The organism is Adlercreutzia muris (assembly GCF_041223505.1).
GTDB lineage: Bacteria > Actinomycetota > Coriobacteriia > Coriobacteriales > Eggerthellaceae > Adlercreutzia > Adlercreutzia muris.
Genome location: NZ_JBCLQK010000004.1, coordinates 20,516 through 47,230, shown reverse-complemented (window position 1 = coordinate 47,230; position 26,715 = coordinate 20,516). Strand labels below are relative to the sequence as shown.

Here is a 26,715-nt window from a genome sequence, read left to right as displayed (position 1 = left end):
GTGAACACTTGTACGAAACCTGAGCTAGGAAAGCTTAGATGAGGCCCGTTCCCTTGCGCGGAGTTCTTTTTTATAATAATGATGCACGGGTACTGACAGGGTAAGGAGAAAGGCAGCCCATGGTCGCTTCCGACAGGACGCTCCCTATCGCCCGGCGCTCGGCGTGGCGGGACGACTGCCTGGAGGTTGTCTGCGGCATAGCCAACGCCGGCGGCGGACGGCTCATCCTTAATGCCGATGTGGACAGTCGCGGCTCGGTCAAGCGCCGCACCAATCGCATCATGAAGTCCATTCCGCCGGCGGTCGATCAGGCCCTCGGCCTCGTCTGCGCCGTGGAACTGGTGCTCGACGGCGGTCGTTTCTGCCTTGAGGTGGTGATCCCGCCTGCCAGCGAGCCCCTTAGCTACCGCGGCGTGTTCTACTTTTACCAGGATGGCGCGAACCATGTGCTCGATGACGAGGCCCTCGACCGCCTGCTCCAGCGGGACTTGGAACCGGACATCAAATGGGAGCTGCTCCCCGTAGTGCAGGCGAGCATGGACGATCTGAACCTCGGACTCGTCACCCGCTTCACCGGGGCGGCGCGGGACACCGACCTCACCACCGATCTCGATAAGACGGCCGCTATCGAAGAGGCCCTGCGCCACGAAGGGCTCATGACCGGCGTGGGTACCCCCACCAACGCCGGCATCCTCCTGCTGCACGACCAGCCCCAGCGCTTCATCCCGGGAGCCACGGTGCGCATCGGTTTCTTCGGAGCCCGCGGCATCACCCCCATCTTTGAGGACGAGGTGCGCGGATCGCTTATCGAGCAGCTGCACGGCACCGTGGAGCTGCTCTTCGAGAAATACCTGCCCCGCATGAACCCCTTTGCAGGCTCGCCGGCGACCGGCCCCCACGGCGCCCTGCCGCCGCGCGACGCAATCCACGAGGCTATCCTGAACGCCCTTGCCCACAAAAACTATGGGAGCGGAACCCCCGTGCAAGTCAGCGTGTTCTCCGATCGCCTCTGCATCGACAACGTGGGCCGGCCGCCCCGCACCTGGGATGTGGGAACCTTGCTGGGGCGCCATACCTCGCGGCCGAACAATCCAAGCCTCGTGGCCGCCCTGCGCTCCCTCGGTATCATCGACGGGTGGGGCAACGGCATCGGCGCCATCCGCATGCACTGCATGGAAGCCGGCGTGCCCGAGCCCCTCTTCTCGCTGCGCGATGATGAGACTATGGTGTGCTTCCCCACCGACAACGACAGCCTGCTGGCCGCCTCCATGGCACCGTCCCCCCATCTGGCTCCCGCGCCCGTGCCCCGAACGGAGCTGGCCGCCGTGCAGGTCGCGGCCCGAGCCGCGGCCATGCAGCACGAGACGAGCCTCACGTTCAGCGACGAGCGGGTCCTCGCCCTCATCGACATCGACGGAAGGCTGACCGCACCGCGCATTGCCCGCAATCTGGGGGTCTCCGAGAGCACCGTGCGGCGCTCGTTCAGGCGCCTGCGCGAGCTGGGGCTCATTACGCGCATCGGCTCCGATAAGTCTGGCTTCTGGCAGGTGAACTGAGCAATGACCTAGGAGCGCCCGGGCTCCAAGAGCGCCGCCAGCTCACGGCGGCTATGGAAAGGCTGGGAGCGGTCGGGCGTGGCCACCTCAACGACCTCCCCTTCCCACACATCTCCCTGGTCGGCGAACTTCGAGGTGCGCACGATGCGCTGGAAGCGCACACGAGAGTTTGAGGGCAGTTCGGCCACTTCGAAGCCATAGGTGAGGCTGCCGAGCACGCGCTGCAGTTCGCCGGCCATAGGGGCATCGGGCGCAATGCGCATGACACCGGCTTCGCTGTTGTAGATGAGCCCCGGCGCCAGAAACATGGTGCGAATACGCTCTTGGCGACGCTTCTCGACCAGATGAATGGCAATGCAGACCCCTGCGATGACCGCCCACCACACAAGGGCGATCACCAAATCGAGGGGATTGTCCACAAGGTCGAACCGAAGAGCATGCCACAGCCAGAGAAACGCGACCGATGCAGCCGCGAAGATGGCTATGATGATCCCGTTGCTCTTCCTCATGAATTCATTCTCCGCGCTTCCCTTGCGTGTCGGCTCCCTCCCGTAGCTGAAGCCGGGAGGGCACCTTGGAGATTCAATATATCATAAAAGCGAACTTTCCCTGCTAAAGCGTGAAAAAACCCGCCGCAGCCCTTGAATGGGGGCCACGGCGGGTTCTCGCACTACGCTGGGAGCATCGCAACCCGAGGGCCGATGCCTACCGAAAGAGTCGCTGCCTAGTCCTCGACGATCTCGGGGATGGCGCCCATGGGGCACTCCTCGACGCAGTCGCCGCAAGCGATGCAGGCATCCTCATTCACGGCGTCGGCGACGCCGTTGACGACCTCGAGCACTTCCTGGGGGCACGCGTCAACGCAAATGCCGCAGCCGATGCACTCGTCAGCTTCAATAACCGGATGAGACATGGGAAGCTCCTTCGTGTTCAGTTCATTAATTCCTCGTCGTAGGGGCCAAAGCCCTTTGAGGGCCCCAACCACATTGCGCAAGATACCATGAAAGCAGCCGAGCGCAAGTAGGAATAGGGAACTTTTCAGGGGGGCGGTTTAGGACACCCCAAACCACCCCTTTTTTGTCCGGCGAGCGGCGCCGCGCGGCACTGGGCCAGCGCGCCCTAGCAGATGCGGGGAAGCTGCTCGCCGACGAGCATATCCAGAATGCGGGTGCTGCCGAAGGCGGTGCGCAGGAACACCTTCGGACCCCGGGTCGCATCGGCGGCGGCCACCGTGCCGATGATGGCACCGTCGCGACCGTAGGGGCTCGCCTGCATGGCGGCCAGGGCCGCCTCCGCCTCGTCGGCCGGCACCACGCACACCATCTTCCCCTCGTTGGCCACCTGCAGCACGTCGTAGCCGAGCATCTCGCAGGCACCGAGCACGGCGTCCTTCACGGGAACGGCACCCTCGTCCACGGTGATGTCGGTGCCCGACTGCTCGGCGAGCTCGTTTAAGGTAGAGGCCAAACCACCCCGGGTGGGATCGCGGAAGCAGCGGGTGGCAGGAGCGGCGGCCAGCACGTCGGCGATGAGGTGGTTCAGCGGGGCGGCGTCGCTTTCGATGTCTGCCGAGAAGTTCAGGCCCTCGCGGCAGCTCATGATGGTGATGCCGTGGTCGCCCAGAGTGCCGCTCACGAGCACCACGTCGCCGGGGCGAATCTGCGCGCCGCCGAGGTGCCGGCCAGCCGGCAGCGCGCCCACGCCGCTCGTGTTGATGTAGATGCCATCGCCGTGGCCACGGTTGACCACCTTGGTATCACCGGTCACGATGCGCACGCCGGCTTCCTTGGCGCAGGCCGCCATAGAGGCGCAGATGCGGCGCAGATCGTCCATGGGAAAGCCCTCTTCCAGAATGAAGGCGCAGGACAGGTACAGGGGCCGGGCGCCCGAGGTGGCCACATCGTTCACCGTGCCGCACACGGCCAAGCGCCCGATGTCGCCACCGGGGAAGAAGTGGGGCGTCACCACGAAGCTGTCCGTGGAATAGGCCAGGCGCTCTCCCGGTTCCAGGGCCGGCAGCACCGCCGCATCGTCGCCAACGAGCAGCTCGTCGCTCCCGTAGGCCGCAAAGAACACCTCGTCGATGATGCGCTTCATCATAGAGCCGCCAGAGCCATGCCCCAGCATTACCTTCTCGTCTGCCATATCGTTCCTCTCGTGCGTTATCGCTGGTCGGAGCCATCGGGTATTCTGATTCGCTCAGACAGTCCTCGCTTTGTGGAACAGCCCACTGGGCTGTTCCAGTCGCTGCGGAACTCGCTCGGTCAGAACACCCGACGCCTCCTCTACACTCAACCTCAGCTGCGCAGGCAGGGGCACCGCCTACAAATGCCTGCCGGTTGTGGTGAGCACCAGCTTGCCGTTCTTCACGCCCTTGGTGCCCAGAATGAGGTTCGCCACCGACTGCACGAGGCCCGTTTCACCGCGCATTACAATAACCTCCAGGCACATGTGCTGGTCAACATGTACGTGCATGGTGGAAATGATGGCATCGAAATAGTCGTGCTGGATGGTGTGCAGCTTCTCCTGCAAGTCGTTGGAGTGGTGATTGTAGATGATGGTGAGCGTGCCCATGACCACCGACCCCGGCGTGGAGCACTCCTCCTCCACCAGGGCATCACGCACCAGATCGCGCACTACTTCACTGCGGTTCTTCGCCAGGCCGCGCCGGGCCACCAACTGGTCGAACTCGATCAGCAGATCCTCGGGCATGGCAACGGAGAACCGAACCAGATCGTTGCTCATGGATGAGCCGCCTAGACGAGCTGCACCGTGAAGCCGGCGGCGTCTTCCGCGTCATCCTCCATGGCCTCCTTGGCCTCGTCCAACGCCGCACGAACCTCGTCGAGCAGGTGCATGACGTTGTGCAGCTTCTCGCCCACGGTGGTAAAGCCGGCATCGGAGGCCAAGTGGCCCAGATCGTGCGCGTGGCGGCGCTCCAGCTTAATGTGGTCGTCGATCTGGTCGATCATCATCTCCAGCTGACCGGTGTTTACTCCGTTGGTGCACATGGCTTCCTCCTTGGAACCGAGCGTAAGCGCCGTGCAGTCACGGGGCTTCGCTGCGTCCAGACGAGCCGCATCCGGCCCTTGCGAGCGCAATCCGCCAGCCCCGGGATCGCAGTGCTTTGCTACTATATAGGTAGGATTATTTTTATCGCGAACGGCCCCGAAGCGCAAGATGGAGTGTGAATTATTCCGTGAGCAGTAACATGTTCGAGGTAACGGGCGAGTCGGTGCTCACCCTCTACGGTTCTCACCTTACGGGTGCGCCCACATCCGCCCTCATGGTGGTCAGCGAAACGCCCTTGGGCGCCCCCGCCCGAGCAGCCCTGGAGAAATCGGCTGCGTCCCTGGAGTTCGGCAGTGCGCCCCTGGCCGTGGTCGTCGCCGAAACCGAGGAGGGCAAGCTAGGCGCCGAAGACGCCCGCACCATCGTGGAGGGGCTCGATCCCGTGGCCCTGGTGGCCACTGACGCCTTCGCCGCCGAACTGCTGTCGGCCGCCTACCGCACCCCCGTGACCCTCGATGCCCCCAACCGTCTGCTCGGGCGCACCGCCGTCATCTTCGAAGACTTCGAAGGGCTCCTGACCTCCGACAACGGCAAGCAGTGCGCCTGGGCCCTCCTGAAGAAGCTGCGGTAACGACAGCGGGCGGCCGCCCCTCAGAAGGCAGCCGCCCGCGCAAACGCGAAATACTCGGCCTACAGGCTCGTGACCATAGCCTCGGCGGCGTCGAGCAGCGCCTCCACCTCCTCGGTGGTAGCAGCCTCGGCGTACACGCGCACCAAGGGCTCGGTGCCGGAGGGGCGCATCATGACCCAGGCATCCCCTTCCAGCAAGAGCTTCACGCCGTCGCGGCGATCCACGTCGATCACGCGCTTGCCGGCCACCTCGTCGGCCGTGTAGGAGGGCACCATCTCGGCACGGAAGCGAGCCATCTGCTCGTCGGTGATGGAAAGCCCGCGGCGAGCGAATTCCAAGCGGCCGATATCGGCGAGCATCTCGTCCACCAGCGTGCCCAGGTCCTTGCCGGACTGGGCCATGCACTCGGTGAGCAGCAGGGCCATGAGCAGGCCATCGCGCTCCTTCACATGGCCGGGCAGGCCGATGCCGCCGGACTCCTCGCCGCCGATCATCACACCGCCCTTCTCCATCTCGCCGTAGATCCACTTGAAGCCCACGGGCGTGCTGACCAGCTCAAGCCCCAGCCTGCGGCACATGCGGTCGAGCATGGCCGAGGCCGTGATCGTGGACACCACGCGGCCCGTCTCGCCGCGGTCGACCATATGCTTGGTGAGCAGCGTGATGATGCGATGGGCGTTCACGTAGTTGCCCTGAGCGTCGCCGGCGGCAATGCGGTCGGCGTCGCCATCGTTGATGAACAGCGCATCGTAGCCCAGCTCGGCCACCTTCGCCAGACCCTCGTCAACCCAGGGCTGGATGGGCTCGGGATGCAAGCCGGCGAACGTGGGATCCTCGCCGTTGTGGATTTCCACCACCTCCACGCCCATATCGCGCAGAAGGTCAGCCAGGTAGTGACGACCGGCGCCGTAGAGGGGGTCGCATACCACGCGCAGGCCCGCGTCGCGAATGGCCTCCATGTCCACCAACGAGCGCAGGGCGGCGAGGTAGTCGGTCATGAGGTCGGCGGTCTGGAAGGGGCCCAGCACATCGGTGGGTTCGGCGGGCAGCACCGCCTCCACCCGGTCGGTGAACTCGGCGGGACTCGCACCGCCATCGGCCATGCGCAGCTTCACGCCCAGGTACTCGGCGGGATTATGGGAGCTCGTGAGCATGATGCCGCCCACGGCGTCGTCGTTGTGGGCCACCGACCAGCAGAGCGTGGGGGTGGGGCAGTAGTCCTCGGTGAGCAGCACGGTGAAGCCGTGGCCCGCAGCCACCTGGGCCGCCAGCTCGGCATAGCCGTGGGCATCCTGGCGGCAATCGTGGCCGACGATGAGTGTGCCCGGGGCATCGGCATCGCGGCCGGCCGCCACCGCCTCCTCCTTGAAGATGCGGGCCGCCGCATCGATGACGCGAATCAAGTTATCGGGCGTGAAATCCTCCCCGATAATGGCGCGCCAGCCGTCGGTTCCGAAATGAATGTCAGCCATGGAATGCCTCCTGGTTAGGCGGGTAATGCACAGTGCCGTTGATTATAGTGGAAGGCCGCGCCGCTGCGTCAGATTTCAATGGGAATATCGGCACCGCGGGAGTGAACGACCTGTTCGGTGGTATCGCGCATCCACTGGAGCGGGTTGTCCTGGGTGCCGAGGAACGTGTGGCGCGCCACCAGCTCGTCGTTGTAGTTCTCCAGGGCGTACACCGCGTGGGCCCCGTCCTCAATATGGTTCACGAGGGGAATCCACCGCACATTCTGAATGGTGACCGGCCCCTGCTCGGTGGCCCCGTCATCGCCCACTCCGTCGCCGGTCGCGTCGGCATCGGGCGGCGCCTCAGCCCCCTCCTCGTCCGGCCCCGCGCCTTCCGCTGCCTCGGCGCTCGCAGGGGGCTCGCGCACGAAATCGCAGGCAAGCATACCGGCCAGCTCGCTTTCCAGATGCGGCGTATCATGGGTGCTCTTGAAGTCGCCGAGAGCGTAGGCCACCAGCGTCTTGTGGCCGCCTGACCCTTCCACCCATTCCACGGGGCCGATGACATGGGGGTGCGACCCCAGCACGATATCGACGCCCAAGTCGGCGAACAGCTGGGCGTAGGCCAGCTGCTGCTCGTCGGGCTCCATCTGCTTCTCGGTGCCCCAATGGGCTGCGACGACGACCACATCGGCCAGCTCATGGGCCTGGGCCACCTGAGAGCGGATGCGGTCCTCGTCCAGGAAGCTCACGGCGTAAGAGGGAATATCGTCGGGCTCGAAGCCATTCAGCCCATAGGTGTAGTCGAGCAGGGCGAAGGTGATGCCCTCGCGCTCCACCACGGGAATGGAGTCGGCCTCCTCCTGGGAGGTGGCGGTGCCGGTGAAAGCCACGGGCTTGGTGTTCCACAGCTCTCGGGAATGCTCCACGGCCCCGAAGTTACCCCAGTCGTAACAGTGGTTTGATGCGGAAGCCACCAGGTCGAATCCAGTGTCCACCAGGGCATCGGCCAAGTCGTCGGGGGCGTTGAACGAGGGGTAACCCTGCACGCCCAAATCGTCGCCGCCGAGGTGTACCTCCTGGCTCACGAAAGCCAGGTCGGCCCCTTCGATATAGGAGCGCACCGGCGCGTAGATGGGCCGGTAGTCGTAGGTGCCATCGCCGGTCTCGCCGGCCAGGCTGTCGGCGTAGGCCCCCAGGGTCTTCTCGGGCAGGTTGTCTCCCACGGCCACGAAGGACACGGTCGGGCCGAGGGGCTCGCTCGCCATCTCGCCGGACAGCCCCGTGTCAGACAAGGCTGCGGGCCGAGCGGCGCACGAGGCGACGGAGGACACGACCCACCACAGCAGCAGGGCCGCGACGGCAAAAACGACGAGGCGCGGGCCCAGGCCGCTCTTCCCCGCCGGAGCCCCGCCGATGGCCCCGGGCACGCCGAAGGGCCCCATGCTTCCCAGAGATGAGTGGCCCCGGCCTCCCACGTAGATACTGCGGCGCCGCGTCGGACCCGGCCGCCGATGATGTCGCTCCACGGCCGCTCCTTCCCCATTGCCGCGCATAGCCCCTGGGGCTTGTCGTTCCGGCCCATTATACGCTTTCTGACGCGGTCGTCCCCGCAGACCGGCAGAAGACCTCCGCAGGAGAAGCGAACACCCGAAGCCCACCGAGGCGCGCCCTCACAACCCCAATTGCTCGTCGATCAGATCGAGACCTTCGCCGCAGCCGACCGTTCCCTTCTCGCCTCGTTGATCGACGTGTCAGCCGCAGAGGCAACGGGAGTCGCCTGAGACCCCTCCTCGCGCTTTTCCCTTGAAAACGACCGGAGGGAGCCTCGCTCCTGATACCATGGTGGCCATACAAAGGAAGCGCCCGGCGCTTCAACGCGAGAAAGAAGGTTCCCATGGCCAATGCCCTGCTTGCAAAAGACGCCGCCGACACCTGCGTCCTGGTGACGGGAGGTGCCGGGTTCATCGGCAGCCACACCGTCGTTGAGCTCCTAGAGCAAGGCTACCAGGTTGTCATCGTAGACGACCTGAGCAATTCCAGCCGCGAGGCCGTGCGGCGCGTGGGGGAGATCACCGGCATTGCCCCCGTATTCGCCGATGAGGGCACCGTCGCCAACACCGCTGGACCCTCGCTCACGTTCTACGAGGCGAGCATTCTCAACCGTGCGGCTCTGGAGGCCATCTTCGCGGCCCATGCCGTAGACGTCATCATCCATTTCGCCGGCTTCAAAGCCGTGGGCGAGAGTGTGGCCAAGCCGCTGGAGTACTACTGGAACAACATCACGGGCACTCTGGTACTGGCCGATGTGGCCCGCGAACACGGCTGCAAGAACATCGTGTTCTCGTCGAGCGCCACGGTGTATGGCGAGCCGGAGTTCATCCCCATCACCGAGAGCTGCCCGAAACACGATGCCACCAATCCCTACGGCTGGACCAAGTCCATGCTCGAGCAGATCCTGTCCGACCTGTACACGGGGGACAACGAGTGGAATATCGTGCTTCTGCGCTACTTCAACCCCATCGGCGCCCACGAGAGCGGCCGCATCGGAGAGGATCCCAAGGGAATTCCGAACAACCTGCTGCCCTACGTGGCGCAGGTAGCCGTGGGAAAACTGGAATCCGTGGGCGTGCTCGGCGACGACTACCCCACCCCCGACGGCACCGGCGTGCGCGACTACATCCACGTGGTCGATCTGGCCCGGGGCCACGTCGCTGCCCTGGACTGGATGGCCGGGCGCGTGGGCACCGGCGAGGCGGCGGGTGTGGGCTCCGTGGCCGGCAAGCCGGCCGAAGACGGCAGCCGTCGGGGCGTGGGCATATTCAACCTCGGCACGGGCACCGGCTCCTCGGTGCTCGATGTCATCCGCGCCTTCGAGAAGGCCTGCGGTCACGAGATTCCCTACCGCATCATGGCCCGGCGCCCCGGCGATATCGCCGCGTGCTATGCCGATGCCTCCAAGGCCCGCGACGAGCTAGGCTGGGTAGCCGAGTACGACATGGCCCGCATGTGCGAGGACGGCTGGCGCTGGCAGTCCCAGAACCCCGACGGATACGGGGACGCCTCTTAAGCAACCGAAGCCCGCTTCTCTCACCCTACTGGGACGGCCATCGGCCGTCCCTCTTTTCTCTCCTCCCGCCTCCACGGACAAGGATCGCCGCCAAAGTTGCGCCCAAGCTGGCCCCCAGGGTGTCGGTGAGCCAGTCGGCGGGATCGCACAGGCGGCCGGGGACGAAAGCTTGGTGCAGCTCGTCGGTGATGCCGTAGGCGCTGGCCAAGGCCACGGCCGTCAGGGCCACCCACCAGTGGGGACGACCCGGAACCGTCAGCCTCGCGGCCCGAAACAACAGCATCCCAAACACGAGGTACTCGCAGAAGTGCGCCGCAACGTTCACGATGTCGGTATCTTCCCCGAACGCGGGAGCTGCCAAACTCACCAGCCAGCCCTTAACCGCAGCCAAGGGGCCCGTGCCCGAGAAATCGCTGCCCGCATGGGCCGACATGAAGAAGATGAGCGCCGCCCACAGGGCGACGAGCACCCAGGAGAGTATGAGCTTTCCTCGCTGGGTCACGGCTATGCGACCCCAGGAGCCAATGCGGCAATCTGCGCGGGTTCGCTCACCAGTCGGTCGGGTGCCCAGCCTTCGGCAGCGAAGTCGGCCGGATCGTGGTAGCCCCAGGCCACGCCCACGGCATAGCACCCGGCGTTGCGGGCCACGTGAATATCTCCCGGCGAATCGCCCACGTACACCGTGCGCGCAGGCGTGCTCCCCAGCTCCTCGATGGTCGCCAGCAGACCCTCCGGCGCGGGCTTGCGCGGGAAGTTCCGCACACCGCCCTCGCCGTGGGCCGTGTCCACTGCGCCCGGCAAGCACTTGTCCACAATGAACGTCACGCCCCGGTCGAACTTGTTCGAGAGAATGCCCAGCTTGCAACCGCGCTCACGCAGGGCAGCCAGCAGGGCGACAACGCCCGGGTAGGGCTTCGTGAGGTCGTTGGGATAGGCGTCGTAGGCCTCTTTCCACCGCGCGAGGCACGCATCGGCCACTGCCGGCGGCGTGTCGGCGGGCACCGCCTGATAGATGAGCGCCGCCGCGCCGTTGCCCACGTAGGAGTTGATCTCCTCGCGAGTATGCGTGGGCATGTCGAACTCGGCGAGCACATCGTTGGTGAGCACCATGAGGTCGTCGAGGGTATCGAGCAGGGTGCCGTCCAAGTCGAAGATGAACGTATCAAAGGGCGGCTCGAGGGCCAGGGTCTTCATTTCTTCAGCAGCCATGGGAATGGGGCTCCTTTGCGTGGGGTCGTGCAGTCATCCTCCCTAGGAAACCACGAACGGGCCGAGGCCTCCACCGTGCCCTCCAAACTGTTATCGGGGCCACATAATTGTAACGGTTTCCCCAGCCCTCTGGCCCCAAGCCTCCTCGGCTGGTAGCGTGAGTCCATCCACTGACGAAGAGGAGTGCCCTCATGGAGTCCCCGAAACCGGAACACGCACCCGCACCGACCACGCCAGCCGCTTCCAAGCGCGTCGCCCTCATCACGGGTGCCTCCTCCGGCCTCGGACGCGAGTTCGCCCGTCAGCTGGACAACCTGCAAATGCCTAATCGGCCCAGGCAAACAGGGCATCCCCGGCGCCGATCTCGAAATGGCACTGGGCGATACCGAGGTCCATTTGGGTGAACGGCCCGCGCCGCGTCGTCGCCCTCACCAAAGGCGCGCCCGCCTCCGTCTCGCCGGCCAGGGCAAAGGAGAACTTCTGCTGGTTTAGCGCCGTGGGTGCCAGCAAAGCCGCATCCACCCCGCGCTTAAACCAGTCGGGGGCATCGCTGTGGCCCGCGGCCACCTCCTGAGGAGCCTTGGACTTGCGGGGCGCGCCCTGGGTCGCACCATAGCCCAAGGCCACCACGGCAGCCAGCCTCTCCCCCAGATCCACGTTGTAAGCGCGATTCACCACCTTGTAGGTGCCGCCCACCCAGCAGCTGTTCAGGCCGAGCGATTGGGCCAGTAGCACCAGGCGCTCGCCGTAATACCCCAGAATACCGTCCAGCTCCTTGCATTCAGGTCCGATAAGCGCCAGGTAGTTGCGCACCCCTGTGAAATTCACGAGACGCGCTTTGAAGCCGGAAAAGGCTCGCGGCTCGTTCAGCACCAGTTGGATATTCAGGTTCGCTTCCTCGTTCACGGCATCAATGGCCGCTCGCAGTGTTTCGACGGCTGCCTCACCGAGGGACTGATCAGTGTAGCTGCGCACCGAATGCCGCGCCTCGATAGCCTCCATCGGCGTGAGCTGCCCCGCCCACCAAAGGTCGACTCCGCGCACGCCTTCACTCAGCATCCCAACGCCCATAGCTCACCCTTTCAACGGTTTCTCCGCAGGATAGCACAATCACAACTGGCGGCGCGGTGGCCTTCGAGAAGAGCTGACGGCAGGAGCATGCGGCTGCACTCCCTGCAGGTGATGAGATAGTACGCGCCCAAAAGCGCGGCGGTAACCCCCACGACTCCCGCCACAATGAGGGGAAACTGCGCGCTGCCCAGCACGGAGGCCACAAACGCCACCAGGGCCAGGCCGAAGATGTCGTGGACGAGCGCAAAGACCAGCGGCGCCGCGAAGCAGGTGCCGACCTGGGACCGGATGCTCTTCCGCATCGCGGACGCATCGCAGCCCAAATTCCCGAGCAGTTGGTAGGCCTTCCGGTCGTCGGCGGCGCCGGCAAGTTGCTGCAGGGCCAACACGGCGGCGGCCGCGATCAGGAACGTGATCCCGTAGAAGATGCCGATGTAGCCGATGGGGGCCAGCGTCAGATCGCTCAGCCGCCCAGATCCGTCCCGCATACCGACGCTGAACGCGAGCCCGGCGACCATCATGCAGACCGCCACGGCCATGAGTGCGCAGGTGCATGCCATCGCGTTCGCGTTGAGGGACATGCGGGCCTGCAGCTGACGCAGGTCGAAGAGGCGCAGGCCCGCTAGAAGCCGCTCGGGCCGACAGTACGCGCGGGCCGGCCGCCTGATGGCCCAAACCCGGAAGAGCATGCCGGTGGCCAGCACGGCGGCGACCCCCATGGGCAGAATCCACACGATGAACTGCGTCGGCTGGAACAGGCAGGAGCCCCAGACGACGGCAAGCAGGACTGCCGCAAGCGACGTCTGGAGGCCCACGGAAAGCCGGGCGGCCCCCTTCGGCTGTTCGGGCGCGCTGTCGGCATCCAGCAGTTCGACCAGCGAATGCTTGCGCAGGCTCCGAACCTCCAAGACCAGGGCGAGCGCCATAATGCCGGCGAAGCATGCCGCAGTCCAGAGGGCGGCGTCGGCCGAGAAGACGAGCAGGGGCCGCCAGGCAGCATCGAAGACGAATGCAGCAATGGCGCCGAAGAGGGGAGAGGCGAGCGCTCCGGCAAGCACGCCGACCCCAAGCGCGACCACAGCGGCGGCGCATCCCTCGTAGACCAGGATGCGAGCCATGGTCGCCGGCTCCATTCCCATGATCCCGTAGGTGGCGAACTCTCGGGAGCGCCGCCGCAGGATGAAACGGTTGGCGTAGGTTACCAAAAAGGCAAAAACAAGCGCTGAGAACACCGAGAACGCCTGGGTGACCATGGAGGCGGACCCGTAGATGTCGCGCTGGTCGGCGGTGAGGTCGAGGGACAGGAGGTAGTCGCCCGAAGCCGTGAAGGAGTACAGCAGGCAGGCCGCGAAGGCCAGCGTGGCGAAGTATACCGAGTAGTCGTGCACCGAGCGCAGCACGTTGCGCATGGCAAGCTTCAAGATCATGGGCGGCTCCAATCCAAGGGTGGAACCAGCCTAAGGGAGGGGGCTTCCTCCCGCCATCGATTCGCCTTACGCGCACCTAACGATTTTGCAAGGTTCCCCGACAGTCCTTCGGCGGGGAAGTGAAGTGCTCGGGCTTGACAGTTTTTTGACTTTCCCGTCTTATGATTCATAGGATTGGAGGCGACAGCATGACCCAAAAGATTCTCGTGGTTGATGACGAGCCCATGCTCACCGACCTGCTGGACGCGCACCTGACCCAGCGCGGATATTTGGTTTGCAAGGCCAACAACGCCGAAGAGGCCCTGGCGAAGCTGGGCTTGAAGCCCGACCTTATCTTGCTGGACATCGGCATGCCGGGGACAGACGGGCTGCAACTGTGCCAGACCATCAGGAACCACATAGGCTGCCCCATTTTGTTTCTTACGGCGCGTATCGCCGAGCAGGACAAGATTGACGGCCTTGCAGTCGGTGGGGACGACTACATCACGAAGCCCTTCAGCCTGCGAGAGCTGACGGCGCGCATCGAGGCGCACCTGCGCCGGGAGGCCCGGGGACACCAGACATCGGAAGTGGTGGCCGCGCAGGGCCTTCTCATCAATCGGTCCCAGCGGAAGGTGTTCGCCGGGGATCGGGAAATAGCCTTCTCGAAGCGCGAGTTCGACATCTTGGATTTCCTGGCATCCCACCCCAACCAGGTTTTCGACCGCGAGCGCATTTACGCGGCGGTATGGGGTATCGACGGCCAAGGGGATGCCAGCGTCGTCAAAGAGCACGTGCGCAAAATACGCCAGAAGCTCTCGGAGGCCTGCGGCAGCGAGCCCATTGAAACGGTTTGGGGAATGGGGTACCGGTGGAAGGCATGAAGAAGAAGTCCCTCAAAGGCGAGTTCGCCCGAACCGTGGCGGTGACCATGCTCGCCGTTGCCCTGGCCAGCGGCCTCGCGATCTTCGGCTGCAGCCAGCTGCAGAAATCCATCCTGCCAGATTCCAACGAGGCGTGGCTCACCCAAAGGATCACTGCTGCCGACGGCACGGTCTCGGAAGCGACCACCCGAGTTGAGATCGGCGGACAGGCGCAGTCGCTCGGCCGTCTTGTCCAGGACGGCGCGGAAGGCGATCCCGACCAAACGGCGAGTTACACCATCGACCGCATAGACTCGAGCTTCTCGATGCTCACGGATAAGGCGAAAGCCGCCTACCGCGCCTCGCAGGTGGCCATGGTCGGGCTGCCGCTTCTCTTCGCCATCCTCGGCATCGCCCTGGCGGGACAATGGTTCTACCGGAAGAAGCTGGAGCCTCCCATCCGCGCGCTCGCCGACGCGACCGCCCACGTCCGCCGCCAAGACCTCGACTTTCGGGTGCGCTGCGCTTCCGCCGATGAGTTGGGCCAGCTCTGCGTTGCCTTCGAGAGCATGCGTCAGGCCCTCGTCGACAACAACCGCCTTCTGTGGGACATGCTGGAAGAGCGCCGAGCCCTCCAGGCATCCGTGGCCCACGATCTGCGCAACCCCATCGCCATCATGGGAGGCTATGTGGAGCACTTGCAAGAAAGCCGCAAGGCGGGTCTTCTGACCGACGAGGAACTCGATCGGGCGCTTGTCAACCTGGAATTCGCCGCCGACCGCATGGGGCGCTACACCGAAGCCATGCGCGAAGTGGGAGCCATCGAGGAGGTGGAGGTTCGCCTCGAAGAGGTAAGCCTTCCGGGGTTTCTGAAGGGGCTGGGCGATTCTTTGGCCGTGCTGTGCCGCGGCAGTTCCGCGCAGCTGACCTGCCGCATCTCCGTGCCGGAGCGCACAGCTGTCTTCGACGGCGAACTTCTGTACCGCATTCTCGAAAACCTCGTGGGCAATGCCCAGCGCTTCGCCCGCCGCGAGATCGTCCTTGAGTTCCACCTGGAAGGAGAACTGCTAGCAGCCACGGTAACCGATGACGGCCCCGGCTTCTCAGAGACAGCGCTCCGAAAGAGGGACGCCTTGTTCTTCACCGAGGATGCCTCCGGCGGCCATTTGGGGCTGGGGCTTGCCATGAGCCGGATATTCTGCAGGAAGCTGGGAGGATCCTTGGAGTTGTCGAACGGCGATACGGGTGCCTGCGTAAAGGCGCTGATTGCCGTCAATCGCCCCCAAGGAAGCGTTGAGAAAAGCTAGCGCAAAACCGCCGCCGTCGATCTTCACCGGCGGCCCTTCAGCATCTCTGAAATTTTTTTCGCCGCTTGACCGGTTTTTGACTTTTGCGCCCTAGGCTGGAGCAGAAGATGCAAAGGAGGTCCTGTATGCGAATGAAACCCATTTTGGCCGTGCTGCTGGGGGCGGCTCTTCTGCCTATCTCCGCCTGCAGCGGTTACGACGTTCCGGAAGAAGCTCCCGCACCCGCGCAAAGCGATGAGTCGAACCCCTTCGAGGAAGCCCAGGACGACGCGAGCCTTATGGCCATGCTCAGCCACGAGGCCGCCAATCCGCCCCTGTCCGACAGCGGTGAGCGGGAGCCATTTCCCTACGATGGCGGCGAGTTTCGCCTGGACTATCGCTTTTCTGTCAGCGGAGACCTGGAAAGTGTAGGGTTTCTCCTGTTCTTGGACGGGAAACCCCAGCCCTACCGTATCGACGGCCAATCGTCCGATTATGCCTTTTGCCACACATTCGATGCGGCAGAGGATCAAGACATTGCCTTCCTCTTCGAGCCGGTGACCGGGCACGGCGGCGACACGCTGAACCTGACTATCGCCAGCATCACGAACCCCGACTTCCAGCCGGACATGGAAAGCACGTCCAGCTACGGGTGGTATCACAACGCACTTTCCGCCAGTGTGGAGATGCGCTTCAACGCCGACCCCCCTTCGTCTGCCGCCACGGCGCCGAACCCGGTGGAGGCTCTTTCCTCCTGCAGCGTGCACGAGGAAAAGGTCACGGCCCGGTACCTGGAGAACGACCTGGCCCAGGCGGGATGGCCGGATACAACCATGGACACGCTGGACGACGGGATCTATTACACGCTCACCCTCGATGGCGACACGGTATTCGACAACCTTCCCCTTACCGAGCCGGTAGCAGTGCGCTTCACCCTGTGCGGCACTCCCGGCGCGCGTTACCACATCTCCTTTTTCCTCGATCACCAGCCGATGGCGATGAACGGAGAGGCATCGAGCGCCGTAGAGCTGAGCAAAGGGGGCGTGGCCGTGGTGGAGGGCGTCATCGACCCGTCCCTGTTAGGGAAGCTCAGCACGTTCTACTGCGTGGCGGTGCCTGCCGACAACGCGGGCACGCCCTTCTTCAAAACCAACTCGATACTGCTCTTCCAGGAGGCCTAGATCATGAGAAAAGCACTTTGCGCCGCACTGGCCCTGTCGCTGCTCGTTCTAGGAGCCTGCAGCGCGCCTGCACCAACGGACAGCTCCGAAAAGGCGGCGCCGGAAACACCGGCCGCCCCGCTGCCGGCTTCCGATGTCATGAGGGACGACGACCCCGCCCAAACGTCAGGTTCCTTCGCTTTCGACAGCGCTCCTTTCCAGGGAAAGCTGACGGGCTGTTCCTATGCCCAGGCGGGCACGTTGCTCGTCTGCGCTGATGAGCTGTACCTCTACGATACCGCCTCCGGCACGGTGCTGGCCCACTGCCCGGCTCCGGCACCGATGCGAGACTTCGGCGCAGCACCGTTCAAAGACGGCATCGTCCTCACGGTTATGGGCGATGCGGAGGCGGTCGCGTACATCTACGACAGCGAGTTGAAGCTGGAAGAAACTCTGGCGTTGGAAGAGCTTCTGTCCGGCGATCCGGTGGTCGATCCCGGCTGTGTGGCGGCGTCGAGCGACGGGGATCGGCTGGCCATCGCAGGCCTTAGCGCCCTCTACCTTTACGACCGCCCGGCCGGCCAGCTGACCACCCTGCTCGACACTGCCCAAGGTGTCGGCGGCTCCAGCTGCATGGCGACCTCGCTGAACGGCGCCGCATTCACCCCCGACGACGACCGCGTGGCCTTTTTCGGCGACGGCTTTTCCGCCGAAAGCGGAAATGGCGAGGACAGCGCGCCGGTATGGGGGACCATAGGCATCGACGGCAGCGAGCTTGAGCTTGACTGGCTGGAATCGGAGGGCGTCGAGGAGATGCTACGAGCCGACGGCCGGCTGTTCTTTCCCCCTGCAATTTCCCATGTCGACGGGAGCCTTCCCTGGGTCGATGCGGCAAGCGGCGCCGCGCATCGGCTCGCCTTTTCCGCGGGCGACGAGGGAGGGGACGGCATCTACGTGTCCGAACAGGGCAAATACGTCGCCACCGCCGAACTGGGCGACGTGCTCACCGTGCGGGTCTATGCCGTTGACTCCGGCGAGCTTGTGGCCACCGAGACTATCGAGGTGAACGACTCCCGCTATGTGGGGCGAATTCCTCGGGTGATCCTTCTAGATGATGCGCAGGCCGCCATCGTGCTTCTGGGCTGCGGCATAGAGGAAATCGACACGGCAGTCGCCACGTTCAGCTTTGGAGCCTAGCATGGAGATTCAGTTCGATAACGTAGCGAAATGCTACAAGGGCAAGTACGCCCTCAAAGACTTTAGTGCCACGCTGGGTGAGGGCGTCTTCGGGCTGCTGGGCGAAAACGGAGCCGGGAAGACGACGCTCATCAGCATCCTCGTGGGCATCTTGCGCGCCGACGGCGGGACAGTGAGAGCCGATGGGCGCGACGTTGGGGCACAGGGCCGCGCGTTTCTGGCCGATTTGGGCTATATGCCGCAGTACCCGGTCTTCTACCGCGACTTCACCGTGGGGGATTTCCTCCTCTACATGGGAGCGCTGAAGAGCCTGTCCCCGGCTTTGGCGCGAAGCCGCGCGGTGGAATTGCTGGACACCGTGAATCTGTCCGACGCGCGGGACAAGAAGATCGGCGCCCTTTCGGGGGGCATGCGCCAAAGGCTCGGCATTGCCCAGGCCATGCTATCCGACCCGAAGGTCCTGGTGCTGGACGAGCCCACCGCCGGCCTGGACCCGGGCGAGCGCATCCGCTTTCGCAACCTTATCTCCCGCTTCGCCCCTGGGCGCACCATCCTTCTGGCCACCCACATCGTGCCCGACGTTGAGTGCATTGCCACGGAAATCCTGCTGCTGCGCCACGGCAAGCTGCTCATGCAGGGAGCCCCGAGCGCACTGGAGCAGAGCATCGCGGGCAAAGTGTGGGAGGTAACGGCGGACCTGGAACAATCCCGGCGGCTGGCCGAACGCTGCTGCATCGGCAACATGAAACAGGACGGTGCCCTCTTCTCGCTTCGTATCGTCAGCGACGAGTGCCCCTGTGCGGGGGCTCGGCCAGCGCGACCGAACCTGGAAGACGTGTTCCTGTATTTCTGCCAGGACGGCGATGCACCATGCGCCTAGTCTGGTACGAATTCGCCAAGCTTTTCTGTCGGCGATCGGTTCTCGTGCTCTTCGTCCTGTTCAGCGTTATAAACCTGGCCAAGATCTACAGCGAGTGGGATGCCTATTCGTTTCTGGCCGACGGAAGCGGCGAGCGCAGCTGGCACACCGTCTACTGGCAGCTCTACGACCAGTACCAAGGCCCCATTACGCCCGAAAAGGTGCAGCAGCTGCTGGCGACGTGGCAGCCTTTGGCCCAGGCCACGGCGGACATGACCGCCAGCACCGCCACCGACGACGCCAACTCCCTGACGGGAAACCTCTACAGCGATCGGAATCTACTGGAGAAGTACTTCGTCGATCCCATGCAGTATTGCTACGAATATGGCGACCGTGCTGCATCGGTGGCGGAAAAGGCGCGCCAAAACGCCGAGGCCGCGGCTCAGGCCAGAGCCTTGTACCAACAGCGGGAAAGCGCCGCCCTGTACCAGATCTACGCCGGTCGCACCGTGCCCGACTTCGCCTACACGGAGATGGCCAACTACTACCTGAACTACGACTTCTCCCTCGTTCTCGTGCTGCTTCTGGGGCTCTACGGCGTGGCCGGCACCTTCGTGGAGGAGCGGGAAACGCAGATGGACCGGTTGCTGCTCACGAATCCCAATGGCGGCAGCCGCACCGTTCTCGCGAAGCTGATGGCAGCCAGCGGGTTTTTGCTGCTGGTGACCATGTGGTTCTCGCTGCTTGACCTGGCGGGCTTCGGGGTCGCCTTCGGCACCTTAGAGGGCTTGGATTTGCCGGTGTACGCCATCCCCAGCTTCGCCGAGGCACCTATCGACCTCAGCGTCTTCCAATTCGCGGTGCTGGCGGCGGCGCTGCGAAGCGTCGGGCTCTGGGCTTTGGGCATGGTCTGGCTTGCGGTGTCGCTGCGGGGCAGAAACGCCCTCGTTCCCCTTGTCGCCAACTTCGCGCTCACCGCCGTGCTCGTCATCGGAGGCGCGAGCGCGGCCTATTCCCACTTTGTCTGGGCGAAAGCGCTCGATCCCTATTCACTGCTGGCGGGCCGCCCCCTCCTGGCCCAAACGGAGTTTCTGGACATCGGCGGCTTCCCCGTCCTGTCCTGGCAGGCAGCGCTCGCAATCTCCCTGGTTGCGGGGCTCGTCGTTGCCGCAGCCATCTATCTGCTTTCGCCGCGAAACACCTACTGCCCCATAAGGAGGTTGCGATGATGGTGCTCGCCTATGAATGGAAGAAGCTCATGATCGGGCAGCGAGGGCTAGCCTGTCTGCTGGCGGCCCTGGTGGTCAGCGGGGTCTGGCTGGCGGCGACCGAACAGCCCCAGAACATCGCCATGCAAGAGCACCGATCCGATTACGCCTGGTGCCTGGAAAGGCTGGACGGGGCGTTGAACGACCAGAAGGAGGCCTGGCTTCAAGACGAGAGCGAGGCCATCACGGAAGCGAAAGCCGCCCGTGCCGAAGCGCAGGAAAGCTACTACAGCGGCCTCACCTCGGCTGAAGATTACGAAAGTGCGGCGGCCCAGGCCGGGGAGGTGCTGGCCCACGAGCGGGGCTTCGACGCCGCCTTCCAGCAGTACCTCTATGTATCGGAGAACCCGACCAACCGATACTTCCTTGAGACGAACGGCTGGGCCGGGCTTCTCTCTGCCCAGACGCTGGATTTCGCGGTGCTGCTGGCCGTCTTGTATCTGGCCGCCGCAGCTTTCTGCTCGGAATACGCCTGCCAGATGGACGCGCTTTTGCGTACGACCCCCGAGGGCCGCGCAAGCGCCCGGTGCAAGGTGCTCATCGTCATCGGTTCCGCCGTTGCCCTTTGTGTCGCGCTCTCCCTTCTCCAGCTCACGTTCTTCGCGGTGAAATACGGGCTGCCCCACGGGGACTATCCCCTCCAGAGCGTTCCGCTTTTCGGCACCAGCGAGAAGAGCCTCTCCCTTGCAGAGGCGTTCGTAGCGGCCGCCGCCCTCCGCTGCTTCGGCGCGGTGATGCTCGCGGCCTTGCTCCTCTTCGCCTCGGTTATAGTGAGGAAGTACGCACTGACGGCTCTTATCGGCGCCGCTGCCACCCTCATCCCCCTCATCGGACTGCCGGAGCAATTCATCTTCCGCCTGCCCCTTCCCCTGCCGTTCTTGCTGGCCACGGGATTCTTGGAGGGCGGCCGCTTTGCTCAGGGCGACGGAGGGGAGGCAATCGCCGTGTTTGCCGAAGTGTCCCCGTGGGAATTCGCGCTGGTGGCGGGAATTTCGGCGGCGCTTACGATGCTCGCGCTGTACGGAACGGTGCGGCGCAGCACGAACTGCTGGCTCTTGGAGAGAAGGCCCCGCTTCGGCAGCAAGGCAAAGCCCGCGGCCGCCCTTCTGCTTGCCGTCGCCCTTCTGCTGCCCGTAACCGGATGCTCTTCCGAGGCCGCTGAGACCGTGGTCTACAACTCTGCCGCCCAAAGCGTGGCAGGCGACGGTTTTGCCGTGGCGCTCGACGACGAAACCCGAACCTACACCTTAGAACGCGAAGGTGCCGCAACGATGGCCGTGGAAACATCGCCGCTTTTCGGCGCTTTTTCGGACGGGGAGTCCGTGACGGGCGCCTATGTGGCCGGCTCTTGCATTTACTACCTTACTTCGCGAACCCAACAATACATCGACCGGGTTGGCAATTACAACAGCACGTTCACCCAGTTCAGCATCGTGCGCCTTAATGCGGACACGCTGGAGCGCCACGTGATTTTCGAGCAGATCGCCGACAGCGACCGCTCCCTGCTGGGAATCGACTACACGGTCGGCGATACCTGGGCGTTTCTTCCGGATTGCCGCAGTTTTTTCCTGAACGACCGCAGTTTCTTTTTCGTGGTGAACGATAAGATCGTCGAGGTGGACCGGGGCACGCGGTCGGTGCAGACGCTCGCCATCCCCGCCAGCGGCAACATAGCCTTCGACGGTCGCGCCATTTACTTTGTAGACGAGGATTCGCGCCTTCAGGCCTACGACACCCAAACCCGGGAAGTTGCTCCCGTGGGAAACATCGTCGCCCGCAGCTTCTGTCTCACCGAGGACGGCCTTTGCTTCGTCAACCGCCTGGACGGCGATGCAGTCTGCACCTGCGCCAAAGACGGCTCCGATGCCGTGGTGGTGTTGGAAGGACCTGCCCTGTCGGTCGATTATGAAGGCGGCGAGCTCTCCGTCACTCTGAAATCGGATGGCCGAACGGTTCCAGTTGAGTTATGACGAGCGGTTTTCTCCTATGCGCAACTGGCCCAACGTGCGCTGCCTGCCCTCTCTTGCGCCCCAAGGGTGAGACGATCTTCGTGTTCATTTCTTACCTCATTTCCTTTTTTCCGAATCGAAGCACCGACAATGAGAGGAACGCCGCGAAGAGCAGCGCCGCGAAGAGGGCGAACGGGAACGGCTGGAACGCGGTCGATGCCATTCCGGCCGTGAAGTCATGGAGCGAGCACGAGACGAGGTAGCCGCTATAGCAGTACGGATAAGCTATCCAGGCGGGGGTGTTCGCGACGAGAACGCCCGGGATGACGAGAAGCAGGTTGAGCCCGACGGTGATGAGGGGCTTCTCGAAGACCACCGTTATCGCCCACATGGCGGCAACGGCGGGCAGCATGGTCAGGAAAAGGCCCGCGCAGGACTTCAGCAGGTAGCCGATGGGCAATGTCTCCTGCACCCCCATCATCTGGGTGGCGATGAGCCCGACGATCACGAAGACCGCGAAGAACACGGCGATCTCCATGAGAAGGAAGAACGCAACGACCACGAACTTCGCCAGGGAGAGTTTGTGGCGGCTGACGGGAAGCGCGAGCATCTTCAGGATGCCGTTGTGCGACGTCTCCCTGCCCGCAATCATCACGCACACGACGATCATGCTGAGCGGGAGCAGGTAATACGCGTACACAAGCGCGCTCTGGACGAACATCGCGGGCCATGCGTTTGTGTACTCGGGGGTGAAGTAGCGGCTCAAGTTCGCCACCCCCGATACGACCACGAGGATGGGCGCAATGAAGATAAGCGGGACGATCTTCGACCTGCGCACCTTCATGAACTCGATTCCGATAAGGCTTGTAAATCCCATGACTGCCTCCTACTCGTAGCGCCCGCGGCCGGAAAGCCAGAGCCCGGCTGCAAGGAGGATGACCGTCTGCGCCGCCGAAACCGCGATGGCCAGGAAGTCCGGCTGGGCGCTCATGGCGATCGCCGGCTTCAGCATCAGGATGAAGGGGTGGGCTAAGACGAGGGGCGAGTCGACGCTGGCGAGCGCCATGGCGCTCAAGAAGCCCGCCACGCCTATGCCGAGGGGTATCCACATGTTCTCGATGCGCGACGACGCGAGCAGCATGAGGGTGAGAACGGGCATGCTGGTGATGAGCGAGTAGCCGGCGAAGGCGATCACAGCGCCGGGATCGTACGCCCCTTCGGGCAGGCTGCTCGCTCCGATCAGGGCGAGCGCCCCGTTCTGCATCGCGACGGCGATGAGCAGCCCAACAGCGAGAACGAGGAACTTGCTCACGTACATCGAAGGCATCTTCATGGGCATCACGAGCATTTTCTTGATGGCATCGCCCCTGAACTCCATGCCGTAGATCATGCACGCCGCCACGATGACCCCGAACATGTTGATGACGACGATCATCCCGTAGAGCTGCGTGAGCAGGATGTCCATCGGGTCGAGCGGCATGCCGAGCAGCACCTCTCCGCGGACGAGGAAGTTCGCGCATGCGTAAAGGGCTCCCAAGACGCCAATCGCCAAGAGCACGAAAACGATGCCCGTCCTGCGCTCTTTGCGCAGCTCGATCGACAGCGCGCTCATAGGACGGCCCTCTGCTTCCGCAAGAGGTTGTCCTGCTCTATCATCGCCAAGAACAGCTCTTCCAGGTTCTCGGCGGCGTAGCCCGAGGCAAGCGCCTGGGCGCGCAGGTTGTCGAGGCTTCCCTCGTAGAGCATCGTCCCATGGTTCAAGATGCCGATATCGTCAGCCACAAGCTCGATCTCCGACAGCATGTGGGAAGAGACGAGCACCGTGCAGTCGAAGGCCTTCGGCAGCGATTTGACGAGGTTTCTGATCTCGTGTATTCCGGCAGGGTCCAGGCCGTTCGTCGGCTCATCGAGGATGAGGATCGGAGGCCTTCCAAGAAGGGCCTCGGCAAGCCCCAGGCGCTGCTTCATGCCAAGCGAGTACTTCTTCGTGAGGCGGCCGCCGAACTCCGACAGGCCCACGAGTTCCAGGGCCTCGTCCACGGAGCTCGCAGGCAGGCCCAGTATCCTCCGGATGATATCGAGGTTCTCCCTTCCGGTGAGGTTGGCGTAGTAAGAGGGGGACTCGATGAAGGAGCCGACCTCCTTGAGGATCGCCACCCGGCTGTCCGGAAAGCGCATGCCATCGATCTCGAAGGCGCCCGATGTGGGCGCCGTGAGGCCGAGCAGCATCTTCATGGTCGTTGACTTTCCCGCTCCGTTGGGCCCGAGGAACCCGTAGATGCTCCCCTTCCGCACATGCATTGAGACATCGTTGACGGCGACGAAATCCTTGTAGCGCTTCGTCAGATTACGGGTCTCGATGATGAGAGGATGGCGCCTCGAACGCCCTGGTTGCGCATGTTTCATCGTTGCTCCTTTCGACGGAGATCAAGGTATTCGCCCCGCCTGACATTCCTCGATTGCGCACCTGATTTTTTCCTTACTTTCGCGTGCGGCCCAGGCGCGGGACTGTATTCTGTACAGTGGATAGGTTTGAGAAAGGCACCTCGTGGATTACGCTCTCTTGCACAGCAAAAGGATCTTGCTCGTGGACGACGAGCCGGAGCTTCTTGCCCTCGTGTCAGATATCCTGACCGACGCGGGGTTCGGGGAGATATTCACCGCAGCAAATGCAAAGGACGCGCTTGAGCGCTTCGATGAAGTTAATCCGGAGCTGGCAATCTTAGACGTGGTGCTTCCCGATGGCGACGGGTTCTCGCTCATGCGGCAGGTGCGCAAGTCGTCCGACATCCCCGTGATATTCCTCACGGCGAAAGACGAGCCCATCGACAGGATATCGGGCCTGGGCCTGGGAGCCGACGACTACATTCCCAAGCCATTCCTTCCCCAGGAGCTCTTGCTGCGCGTCTATGCAGTACTCAGGAGGTCATACCCCGCGGTTGAGCCAAAGGTCCAACTTGATTATTGCGTGATCGATTTCGACAGGGCCGAAGCCGTGCGCGAAGACGGCCCGGTCTCGCTCACGGCAAAGGAGTTCGCGCTGCTGGAGATCCTTTCCCGCAATCAGGGCAAGGTGGTCACAACCGACGCCATTTGCAATGCCTTGTGGGGCGGGGACGCATTCGGGTACGAGAACCCCCTCAATGCCCACATCAGGCGCGTGCGGGAGAAGATCGAGCGCGATCCCTCGCATCCTGTGTCGCTCATCACCTGCAAGGGGCTCGGGTACAAGCTGATGGTTTGCAGGTGATGCCGTGAAGTCCCTACGCCCCTATATCGCGAGAAATCTCGCGTTCTTCGCCGCCCTGATGGTCGCTTTGCTGGCGTTCAATGCGGCGGCGTTCGGCATCTTCTTCTCCGGAGCAGTCGCCCATGAGGCCGGAGACGCCTCGCCCGCGGCCATGCTTCATGCCATTGAGGACACAACAAGCGCATCGGAGGCGTCTCCGGAGGCGAGGAGCAAGCTACGGGAAAACGGCCTATGGGCGCTGTTCATAAAGCCGGATGGGGACTGCTCGTGGTCAGTTGACGCCCCCGAGGGCGTTCCCCTCCACTACACTCTGCAGGACGTCGCGCGCTTCTCGAAGGGATATATCTCCGACTATCCTGTTTTCACGCGCGTCACTGACGCCGGCCTGCTGGTCTTGGGCTATCCCAAGGACAGCTACATGAAGATCACGGGCAACTATATCCCCATGCGGGCGGTGCAAGCTCTCCCGTCTTTCCTCGTGGTGATGGCGCTCCTCGATGTCGGCTGCCTCTTTCTAGCCTATTGGCTCTCAAAGAGGCGCACTCTGTCTGGATTGGAGCCCATCGAGGATGCCATCGAGGCACTGGGAACGGGCAAGGCGACGCATTCCCTGCCGAAGGGGACGCTTGCGAACCTTTCGGAGAGCGTGACTCGCGCGTCCGACCTCATCGCCAAGCAGAATGAGGCGCGAGCGAACTGGATTGCCGGCATATCCCATGACATCCGCACCCCGCTCACCCTCATCATGGGAAATGCGGAGCGCATCGCCAGCGACCCCTCTGCCCCATCGGATGCGTCTGGCCGCGCTGCCCTTATCAGCGCGCAGAGCGCCAAGATCAGCAACCTGATCAACGACCTGAATCTTGCCTCCCAGCTGGAGTACGACATGCAGCCCTTGCATAAGGCGAAAGCGAAGCCCTCGAAAATCGTCCGCAAGGCGGTGGCAGATGCGATCAACGCATGCCCGGAAACGAGGTATTCCTATGAGATGGAAATCGAACAGGAGGCCGAGAAGGCGGCCGTTGAGTGCGATGAGCGCCTGCTCGGGCGGGCGATAGGGAATATCCTGCAGAACAGCGTCACGCACAACCCGCAAGGCTGCCGCATACGCATAGGGCTGAATGCGACCGATGAGCATGTGCTCATCACCATTGAAGATGACGGGGCGGGGGCGGCCGGAGAAGGCCTGCTCGCCCTCCTTAAATCTCAGGAACACGCGAGCAGCACCGACGAAAACCTCGACCTTCGCCACGGGCTCGGCTTGCAAATCGCGTCACGGGTGATAAGGGCGCACCAGGGAAATCTCTCCTTCTCAGCTCCCGTCGAAGGCGGCTTCAAAACTGTAATGCAGCTTTCCAGGTGTTAATCCGGCTGCGAGGCCTGCTGCCTCGGTGCTCATGAGGCACGAGAGCCCGTCGTACACGCTCGGCCGCTATACAGGATACGCCCCGAAGAAGGTTGCTCCCCAACCAAAGAG

Annotated in this window: 26 protein-coding genes; 12 read left to right on the top strand and 14 right to left on the bottom strand. The window is 63.7% G+C overall.

Going from position 1 to position 26,715, the window contains the following annotated elements:
- Positions 1 to 119 precede the first annotated feature (119 nt).
- Positions 120 to 1,556: an ATP-binding protein gene (locus AAK988_RS05190; RefSeq protein WP_369873742.1), complete on the top strand. Its 1,437-nt coding sequence runs from the start codon at positions 120 to 122 to the stop codon at positions 1,554 to 1,556.
- An 8-nt stretch (positions 1,557 to 1,564) separates the two neighbouring features.
- Here AAK988_RS05190 and AAK988_RS05185 read toward each other — a convergent pair whose 3' ends face one another.
- From AAK988_RS05185 to AAK988_RS05165, 5 genes are all read right to left on the bottom strand, one after another.
- Complete coding sequence (locus AAK988_RS05185; RefSeq protein ID WP_242370134.1) at positions 1,565 to 2,065, bottom strand: hypothetical protein; 501 nt, start codon at positions 2,063 to 2,065, stop codon at positions 1,565 to 1,567.
- Positions 2,066 to 2,280: 215 nt separating this feature from the next.
- Positions 2,281 to 2,469, bottom strand: a complete 189-nt coding sequence (locus tag AAK988_RS05180) for a 4Fe-4S binding protein (RefSeq protein ID WP_016310220.1) — start codon at positions 2,467 to 2,469, stop codon at positions 2,281 to 2,283.
- A gap of 206 nt (positions 2,470 to 2,675) precedes the next feature.
- The gene (gene hypE / locus AAK988_RS05175) at positions 2,676 to 3,701 is read right to left on the bottom strand and encodes a hydrogenase expression/formation protein HypE (RefSeq protein WP_135971467.1); all 1,026 of its coding nucleotides are present in this window, start codon (positions 3,699 to 3,701) and stop codon (positions 2,676 to 2,678) included.
- 177 nt (positions 3,702 to 3,878) lie between these two features.
- Positions 3,879 to 4,301, bottom strand: coding sequence for a nickel-responsive transcriptional regulator NikR (gene nikR / locus AAK988_RS05170; RefSeq protein ID WP_135971468.1), 423 nt, complete (start codon positions 4,299 to 4,301; stop codon positions 3,879 to 3,881).
- A gap of 11 nt (positions 4,302 to 4,312) precedes the next feature.
- A complete protein-coding gene (locus AAK988_RS05165) occupies positions 4,313 to 4,567 on the bottom strand; it encodes a dynein gamma chain protein (RefSeq protein ID WP_135971469.1) in 255 nt (84 codons plus the stop codon).
- A gap of 188 nt (positions 4,568 to 4,755) precedes the next feature.
- Here AAK988_RS05165 and AAK988_RS05160 point away from each other — a divergent pair, with 188 nt between their 5' ends.
- Entirely contained in the window at positions 4,756 to 5,199 is a 444-nt protein-coding gene (locus AAK988_RS05160; protein WP_160324814.1) for a hypothetical protein, read from the top strand.
- A gap of 59 nt (positions 5,200 to 5,258) precedes the next feature.
- Here AAK988_RS05160 and AAK988_RS05155 read toward each other — a convergent pair whose 3' ends face one another.
- On the bottom strand, positions 5,259 to 6,671 hold the full coding sequence (locus AAK988_RS05155) for a phosphohexomutase domain-containing protein (RefSeq protein ID WP_369873743.1): 1,413 nt from the start codon (positions 6,669 to 6,671) through the stop codon (positions 5,259 to 5,261).
- 68 nt (positions 6,672 to 6,739) lie between these two features.
- Positions 6,740 to 8,179, bottom strand: coding sequence for a CapA family protein (locus AAK988_RS05150; protein ID WP_369873744.1), 1,440 nt, complete (start codon positions 8,177 to 8,179; stop codon positions 6,740 to 6,742).
- A gap of 368 nt (positions 8,180 to 8,547) precedes the next feature.
- Between AAK988_RS05150 and galE the strand changes: the two genes are divergently transcribed.
- Positions 8,548 to 9,720 (top strand): UDP-glucose 4-epimerase GalE, encoded by a 1,173-nt coding sequence (gene galE / locus AAK988_RS05145; protein WP_369873745.1) that lies wholly within the window; start codon positions 8,548 to 8,550, stop codon positions 9,718 to 9,720.
- A gap of 25 nt (positions 9,721 to 9,745) precedes the next feature.
- Here the strand turns inward: galE and AAK988_RS05140 are convergent, their stop codons facing one another.
- From AAK988_RS05140 to AAK988_RS05125, 4 genes are all read right to left on the bottom strand, one after another.
- Complete coding sequence (locus tag AAK988_RS05140; protein ID WP_369873746.1) at positions 9,746 to 10,222, bottom strand: VanZ family protein; 477 nt, start codon at positions 10,220 to 10,222, stop codon at positions 9,746 to 9,748.
- A 2-nt stretch (positions 10,223 to 10,224) separates the two neighbouring features.
- Positions 10,225 to 10,929, bottom strand: coding sequence for an HAD family hydrolase (locus AAK988_RS05135; protein WP_236650689.1), 705 nt, complete (start codon positions 10,927 to 10,929; stop codon positions 10,225 to 10,227).
- A 324-nt stretch (positions 10,930 to 11,253) separates the two neighbouring features.
- Positions 11,254 to 12,000 carry a nitroreductase family protein gene (locus AAK988_RS05130; RefSeq protein WP_201757736.1) on the bottom strand — a complete coding sequence of 249 codons (747 nt, stop codon included), beginning with the start codon at positions 11,998 to 12,000 and terminating at the stop codon, positions 11,254 to 11,256.
- An 11-nt stretch (positions 12,001 to 12,011) separates the two neighbouring features.
- The gene (locus AAK988_RS05125) at positions 12,012 to 13,427 is read right to left on the bottom strand and encodes an FtsX-like permease family protein (RefSeq protein ID WP_369873747.1); all 1,416 of its coding nucleotides are present in this window, start codon (positions 13,425 to 13,427) and stop codon (positions 12,012 to 12,014) included.
- Positions 13,428 to 13,615: 188 nt separating this feature from the next.
- Here AAK988_RS05125 and AAK988_RS05120 point away from each other — a divergent pair, with 188 nt between their 5' ends.
- From AAK988_RS05120 to AAK988_RS05090, 7 genes are all read left to right on the top strand, one after another.
- Positions 13,616 to 14,290 (top strand): response regulator transcription factor, encoded by a 675-nt coding sequence (locus tag AAK988_RS05120; RefSeq protein ID WP_369873748.1) that lies wholly within the window; start codon positions 13,616 to 13,618, stop codon positions 14,288 to 14,290.
- Positions 14,287 to 15,576, top strand: a complete 1,290-nt coding sequence (locus tag AAK988_RS05115; RefSeq protein ID WP_369873771.1) for a sensor histidine kinase — start codon at positions 14,287 to 14,289, stop codon at positions 15,574 to 15,576. The genes AAK988_RS05120 and AAK988_RS05115 overlap by 4 nt, the downstream gene beginning before the upstream one ends.
- Before the next feature lie 131 nt (positions 15,577 to 15,707).
- Complete coding sequence (locus tag AAK988_RS05110) at positions 15,708 to 16,736, top strand: hypothetical protein (protein WP_369880469.1); 1,029 nt, start codon at positions 15,708 to 15,710, stop codon at positions 16,734 to 16,736.
- 3 nt (positions 16,737 to 16,739) lie between these two features.
- Positions 16,740 to 17,912: a WD40 repeat domain-containing protein gene (locus AAK988_RS05105; RefSeq protein WP_369873750.1), complete on the top strand. Its 1,173-nt coding sequence runs from the start codon at positions 16,740 to 16,742 to the stop codon at positions 17,910 to 17,912.
- Position 17,913: 1 nt separating this feature from the next.
- Positions 17,914 to 18,792, top strand: coding sequence for an ATP-binding cassette domain-containing protein (locus AAK988_RS05100; protein WP_369873751.1), 879 nt, complete (start codon positions 17,914 to 17,916; stop codon positions 18,790 to 18,792).
- Positions 18,783 to 20,000: an ABC-2 transporter permease family protein gene (locus tag AAK988_RS05095; RefSeq protein ID WP_369873752.1), complete on the top strand. Its 1,218-nt coding sequence runs from the start codon at positions 18,783 to 18,785 to the stop codon at positions 19,998 to 20,000. The genes AAK988_RS05100 and AAK988_RS05095 overlap by 10 nt, the downstream gene beginning before the upstream one ends.
- On the top strand, positions 19,997 to 22,009 hold the full coding sequence (locus AAK988_RS05090; protein ID WP_369873753.1) for a hypothetical protein: 2,013 nt from the start codon (positions 19,997 to 19,999) through the stop codon (positions 22,007 to 22,009). Before AAK988_RS05095 ends, AAK988_RS05090 begins: the two co-directional genes overlap by 4 nt.
- Before the next feature lie 91 nt (positions 22,010 to 22,100).
- Here AAK988_RS05090 and AAK988_RS05085 read toward each other — a convergent pair whose 3' ends face one another.
- Genes AAK988_RS05085 through AAK988_RS05075 form a run of 3 tightly spaced genes read right to left on the bottom strand, consistent with a single transcriptional unit; the run spans position 22,101 to position 24,394 of the window.
- The gene (locus AAK988_RS05085) at positions 22,101 to 22,865 is read right to left on the bottom strand and encodes an ABC transporter permease (protein WP_369873754.1); all 765 of its coding nucleotides are present in this window, start codon (positions 22,863 to 22,865) and stop codon (positions 22,101 to 22,103) included.
- A gap of 9 nt (positions 22,866 to 22,874) precedes the next feature.
- On the bottom strand, positions 22,875 to 23,600 hold the full coding sequence (locus AAK988_RS05080; RefSeq protein WP_369873755.1) for an ABC transporter permease: 726 nt from the start codon (positions 23,598 to 23,600) through the stop codon (positions 22,875 to 22,877).
- Positions 23,597 to 24,394 (bottom strand): ABC transporter ATP-binding protein, encoded by a 798-nt coding sequence (locus AAK988_RS05075; protein ID WP_369873756.1) that lies wholly within the window; start codon positions 24,392 to 24,394, stop codon positions 23,597 to 23,599. The genes AAK988_RS05080 and AAK988_RS05075 overlap by 4 nt, the downstream gene beginning before the upstream one ends.
- Positions 24,395 to 24,575: 181 nt before the next feature.
- On the opposite strand from AAK988_RS05075, the gene AAK988_RS05070 reads away from it, so the two are divergent.
- Together AAK988_RS05070 and AAK988_RS05065 are read left to right on the top strand one after the other, a co-directional pair.
- Positions 24,576 to 25,238, top strand: a complete 663-nt coding sequence (locus tag AAK988_RS05070) for a response regulator transcription factor (RefSeq protein WP_440132286.1) — start codon at positions 24,576 to 24,578, stop codon at positions 25,236 to 25,238.
- 4 nt (positions 25,239 to 25,242) lie between these two features.
- Positions 25,243 to 26,604: a sensor histidine kinase gene (locus AAK988_RS05065; RefSeq protein ID WP_369873758.1), complete on the top strand. Its 1,362-nt coding sequence runs from the start codon at positions 25,243 to 25,245 to the stop codon at positions 26,602 to 26,604.
- Positions 26,605 to 26,715: the final 111 nt, after the last annotated feature.

What these genes read in the sequence shown, in the direction of transcription:
- nikR (WP_135971468.1), bottom strand. Translation starts at nt 4,301, where the DNA reads ATGAGCAACGATCTGGTTCGGTTCTCCGTTGCCATGCCCGAGGATCTG.
- AAK988_RS05180 (WP_016310220.1), bottom strand. Translation starts at nt 2,469, where the DNA reads ATGTCTCATCCGGTTATTGAAGCTGACGAGTGCATCGGCTGCGGCATT.
- AAK988_RS05110 (WP_369880469.1), top strand. Translation starts at nt 15,708, where the DNA reads ATGAAACCCATTTTGGCCGTGCTGCTGGGGGCGGCTCTTCTGCCTATC.
- AAK988_RS05115 (WP_369873771.1), top strand. Translation starts at nt 14,287, where the DNA reads ATGAAGAAGAAGTCCCTCAAAGGCGAGTTCGCCCGAACCGTGGCGGTG.
- AAK988_RS05155 (WP_369873743.1), bottom strand. Translation starts at nt 6,671, where the DNA reads ATGGCTGACATTCATTTCGGAACCGACGGCTGGCGCGCCATTATCGGG.
- AAK988_RS05120 (WP_369873748.1), top strand. Translation starts at nt 13,616, where the DNA reads ATGACCCAAAAGATTCTCGTGGTTGATGACGAGCCCATGCTCACCGAC.
- AAK988_RS05080 (WP_369873755.1), bottom strand. Translation starts at nt 23,600, where the DNA reads ATGAGCGCGCTGTCGATCGAGCTGCGCAAAGAGCGCAGGACGGGCATC.
- AAK988_RS05135 (WP_236650689.1), bottom strand. Translation starts at nt 10,929, where the DNA reads ATGGCTGCTGAAGAAATGAAGACCCTGGCCCTCGAGCCGCCCTTTGAT.
- AAK988_RS05090 (WP_369873753.1), top strand. Translation starts at nt 19,997, where the DNA reads ATGATGGTGCTCGCCTATGAATGGAAGAAGCTCATGATCGGGCAGCGA.
- AAK988_RS05100 (WP_369873751.1), top strand. Translation starts at nt 17,914, where the DNA reads ATGGAGATTCAGTTCGATAACGTAGCGAAATGCTACAAGGGCAAGTAC.
- AAK988_RS05185 (WP_242370134.1), bottom strand. Translation starts at nt 2,065, where the DNA reads ATGAGGAAGAGCAACGGGATCATCATAGCCATCTTCGCGGCTGCATCG.
- AAK988_RS05130 (WP_201757736.1), bottom strand. Translation starts at nt 12,000, where the DNA reads ATGGGCGTTGGGATGCTGAGTGAAGGCGTGCGCGGAGTCGACCTTTGG.
- AAK988_RS05165 (WP_135971469.1), bottom strand. Translation starts at nt 4,567, where the DNA reads ATGTGCACCAACGGAGTAAACACCGGTCAGCTGGAGATGATGATCGAC.
- AAK988_RS05105 (WP_369873750.1), top strand. Translation starts at nt 16,740, where the DNA reads ATGAGAAAAGCACTTTGCGCCGCACTGGCCCTGTCGCTGCTCGTTCTA.
- AAK988_RS05075 (WP_369873756.1), bottom strand. Translation starts at nt 24,394, where the DNA reads ATGAAACATGCGCAACCAGGGCGTTCGAGGCGCCATCCTCTCATCATC.
- hypE (WP_135971467.1), bottom strand. Translation starts at nt 3,701, where the DNA reads ATGGCAGACGAGAAGGTAATGCTGGGGCATGGCTCTGGCGGCTCTATG.
- AAK988_RS05085 (WP_369873754.1), bottom strand. Translation starts at nt 22,865, where the DNA reads ATGGGATTTACAAGCCTTATCGGAATCGAGTTCATGAAGGTGCGCAGG.
- AAK988_RS05190 (WP_369873742.1), top strand. Translation starts at nt 120, where the DNA reads ATGGTCGCTTCCGACAGGACGCTCCCTATCGCCCGGCGCTCGGCGTGG.
- AAK988_RS05095 (WP_369873752.1), top strand. Translation starts at nt 18,783, where the DNA reads ATGCGCCTAGTCTGGTACGAATTCGCCAAGCTTTTCTGTCGGCGATCG.
- galE (WP_369873745.1), top strand. Translation starts at nt 8,548, where the DNA reads ATGGCCAATGCCCTGCTTGCAAAAGACGCCGCCGACACCTGCGTCCTG.
- AAK988_RS05125 (WP_369873747.1), bottom strand. Translation starts at nt 13,427, where the DNA reads ATGATCTTGAAGCTTGCCATGCGCAACGTGCTGCGCTCGGTGCACGAC.